This is a genomic window from Pseudomonas sp. Ant30-3 (assembly GCF_000690905.1).
Classification (GTDB): domain Bacteria; phylum Pseudomonadota; class Gammaproteobacteria; order Pseudomonadales; family Pseudomonadaceae; genus Aquipseudomonas.
Genome location: NZ_JMCL01000130.1, coordinates 1 through 3,312, shown reverse-complemented (window position 1 = coordinate 3,312; position 3,312 = coordinate 1). Strand labels below are relative to the sequence as shown.

The 3,312-nt window shown below is 62.5% G+C and carries 2 protein-coding genes; both read left to right on the top strand.

Annotated features, from left to right (window positions below; genetic code table 11):
- Positions 1 to 157: 157 nt before the first annotated feature.
- A complete protein-coding gene (gene mdtD, locus DU29_RS0125960; RefSeq protein WP_028624330.1) occupies positions 158 to 1,585 on the top strand; it encodes a multidrug transporter subunit MdtD in 1,428 nt (475 codons plus the stop codon).
- A 245-nt stretch (positions 1,586 to 1,830) separates the two neighbouring features.
- Positions 1,831 to 3,168: an ATP-dependent RNA helicase DbpA gene (gene dbpA, locus DU29_RS0125955; protein ID WP_236645656.1), complete on the top strand. Its 1,338-nt coding sequence runs from the start codon at positions 1,831 to 1,833 to the stop codon at positions 3,166 to 3,168.
- Positions 3,169 to 3,312 lie beyond the last annotated feature (144 nt).

Below are 3,312 nucleotides of genomic sequence, written 5' to 3'. Positions count from 1 at the left end.
GAGGGGATTTATCCCCGTTCGGCTGCGCAGCAGTCGTAAATCCGGCTAACGCGACCTGTCTGTCAAACCGCGTCTGCCAATTTGGGGCCGCTTCGCAGCCCAACGGGGATAAATCCCCTCGCCACAATGGATCCCTGCCAAACCCCACTGAGGTCCCATGCCCAATCGCCTGCCTCTCGACCCCGTCACCGCGCGCTGGATTCCCTGGGTGGTCGCCATTGCGTTTTTCATGCAATCGCTGGACGGGACAATCCTCAACACCGCCCTGCCGGCCATGGCCCGCGATCTCGCCGAAGATCCGCTGCGCATGCAGGGCGTGATCATCGCCTACATGCTCACCGTCGCCTTGCTGATCCCCGCCTCGGGCTGGATCGCCGACCGCTTCGGCACCAAGAAAATCTTCTTCAGTGCCATTCTGTTGTTCAGTATTGGCTCGCTGCTGTGCGCGTTGTCGAGCAGCCTCGGCATGCTGATTGGCGCCCGGGTGATTCAAGGCCTGGGCGGCGCACTGATGCTGCCGGTCGGGCGGCTGGTGGTGCTGCGTGCGTATCCGCGTTCGGAGCTGGTGCGGATCATGGGTTTCATCACCATCCCCGGTCTGCTCGGCCCATTGCTGGGGCCGACGACCGGCGGCTGGATGGTTGAATACCTGTCGTGGCACTGGATCTTTCTGCTCAACCTGCCGGTGGGCGTGATCGGCTGTTACGCCGTGTGGAAATTCATTCCCGACTTGCGCGGCACGGAACGCACCCGTTTCGACGGCATCGGTTTCCTGCTGTTCGGCGCGGCGATGGTGTTGATCACTGTCGCCATGGAAGGCCTCGGTGAATTGCATCTGCCGCACTTGCGGGTAATGTTGCTGCTGTTCGCCGGTATGGCGTGCCTGGCCGCATATTGGCTGCGCGCCGGGCACATCGACAATCCCTTGTTTGCGCCGTCGCTGTTCAAGACCCGGACATTTGCCGTCGGCATCCTCGGTAACCTGTTCGCGCGACTGGGCAGCGGCGCGTTGCCGTTTCTGGTGCCGTTGCTGCTGCAAGTGGCGCTCGGTTACTCGCCTTCTCAGGCCGGCATGAGCATGTTGCCGCTGGCCGCTGCGGCGATGGTCGCCAAGTCGGTGGCGCGCCCGCTGATCGAGCGTTTCGGTTACCGCATTGTGCTGACCGGCAACACGCTGGCATTGGGCATTATGCTGGCGAGCATGGGCCTGGTCAGTGCGCAAACGCCTTATTGGCTATTGCTGGGCATGCTGGCGGTGCTCGGCGCGATCAACTCCTTGCAGTTCACCGCGATGAACACCGTGACCCTGATCGACCTCGATGACGCCAGCGCCAGCAGCGGCAACAGCCTGTTGTCGGTGGTGGCGCAATTGTCGCTGAGTCTTGGCGTCGCCTGTGCCGGCGCCCTGCTCGGCGGCTTCACGGCGCAAGTCGGTAATGATGGCGTGGACACGGTACTGGGCGCGTTCCAGCTCACGTTCGTGACGGTCGGCATCATGGCGATGCTGGCGGCGACGATTTTTTCGCAGCTGTCGAAGGAAGACGGACGGCGCGTCAGGCGTCCGGAAGAACATATCGAACACTGACCTGTAGCAGCTGCCGAGGAACGAAGGCTGCGTTGCGTGTCCGCAGGACCGCCCTCGGGGGCCGCTTCGCAGCCCGACGCAGCCTCGTGCCTCGGCAGCTGCTACACGTCGGCGGCTACGACTGCTCGTCCATAATTTGCAGGTGAGCAGCGCGGGACTGATACACTGCGCGACATTTTGTTTTGCAGGCCAGTCCCGTGACCACCATCGCCACCGCTTTTAATACTTTGCCGCTGTCCGCCGCCATGCTGGCTAACCTCGACTCCCTCGGTTATGCCCAGATGACGCCGATCCAGGCGCAAAGCTTGCCGGTGATCCTCAAAGGGATGGATCTGATCGCTCAGGCCAAGACCGGCAGCGGCAAGACGGCTGCCTTCGGTATCGGCCTGCTGAACCCGATCAATCCGCGCTTCTTCGGTTGCCAGGCGCTGGTCATTTGCCCAACCCGCGAACTGGCCGACCAGGTCGCCAAGGAAATCCGTCGTCTGGCCCGCGCCGAAGACAACATCAAGGTCCTGACCTTGTGCGGCGGCGTGTCATTCGGTCCGCAGATCGGCTCGCTGGAACATGGCGCGCACATCATCGTCGGCACTCCGGGCCGCATTCAGCAGCACCTGCGCAAGGGTTCGCTGATACTGCACGGCCTGAACACGCTGATCCTCGACGAAGCCGACCGCATGCTCGACATGGGTTTCTACGATTCCATCGAGGAAATCATCGCGCAGTGCCCGGAGCGTCGGCAGACCCTGCTGTTCTCCGCCACGTACCCGGTGGGCATCAAGCAACTGGCCTCGAAGTTCATGCGCAACCCGCAGATCGTCAAAGCCGAGGCGTTCCACGACGACACGCAGATCGAACAGCGCTTCTACGAAATCTCCCCTGAAGAGCGTATGGACGCAGTGGTCAAGGTGCTCGCCCATCACCGTCCGGCGTCCACCGTGGCGTTCTGCTTCACCAAGCAGCAGGTTCAGGAAACCGTCGATCACCTGACCTCAAAAGGCATCTCCGCCGTCGGCCTGCACGGTGATCTGGAGCAGCGTGATCGCGATCAGGTGCTCGCGATGTTTGCCAACCGCAGCACCTCGGTGCTGGTAGCCACCGACGTCGCCGCACGCGGTCTGGACATCGATGCGCTGGACATGGTGATTAACGTCGAACTAGCTCGTGATTCGGAAATCCACATTCACCGTGTCGGCCGTACCGGTCGTGCCGGCGAGAAAGGCATCGCGATCAGCCTGGTCGCACCGTCCGAAGCGCACCGCGCCCAGGCCATCGAGCAACTGCAGAAGTCGCCGTTGAGCTGGGATCAGCTGGACAACCTCAAATCCCAGGGCGGCGCACCGCTGCTGCCGGTGATGAGCACGCTGGTGATTGGCGCCGGTCGTAAAGACAAAGTGCGTCCGGGCGACATTCTCGGTGCATTGACCGGCGATGCCGGCATTCCGGGCGCTCAGGTCGGCAAGATCGCGATTTTCGATTTCCAGGCCTACGTGGCCGTGGAGCGCGGAGTTGCCAAACAGGCCGTGCAGCGCCTGAACGACGGCAAGATCAAAGGCCGCTCGCTGCGCGTGCGTATCCTCTGACTGTGGTTGATACCTGTGGCGAGGGAGCTTGCTCCCGCTGGTCTGCGTAGCAGACCCGAAACTGCAATCGCGGTGCTCCCATCAAGCATGTGGCAGCACCTTTTGCGAGTGCTTCGCACTCGAGCGGGAGCAAGCTCCCTCGCC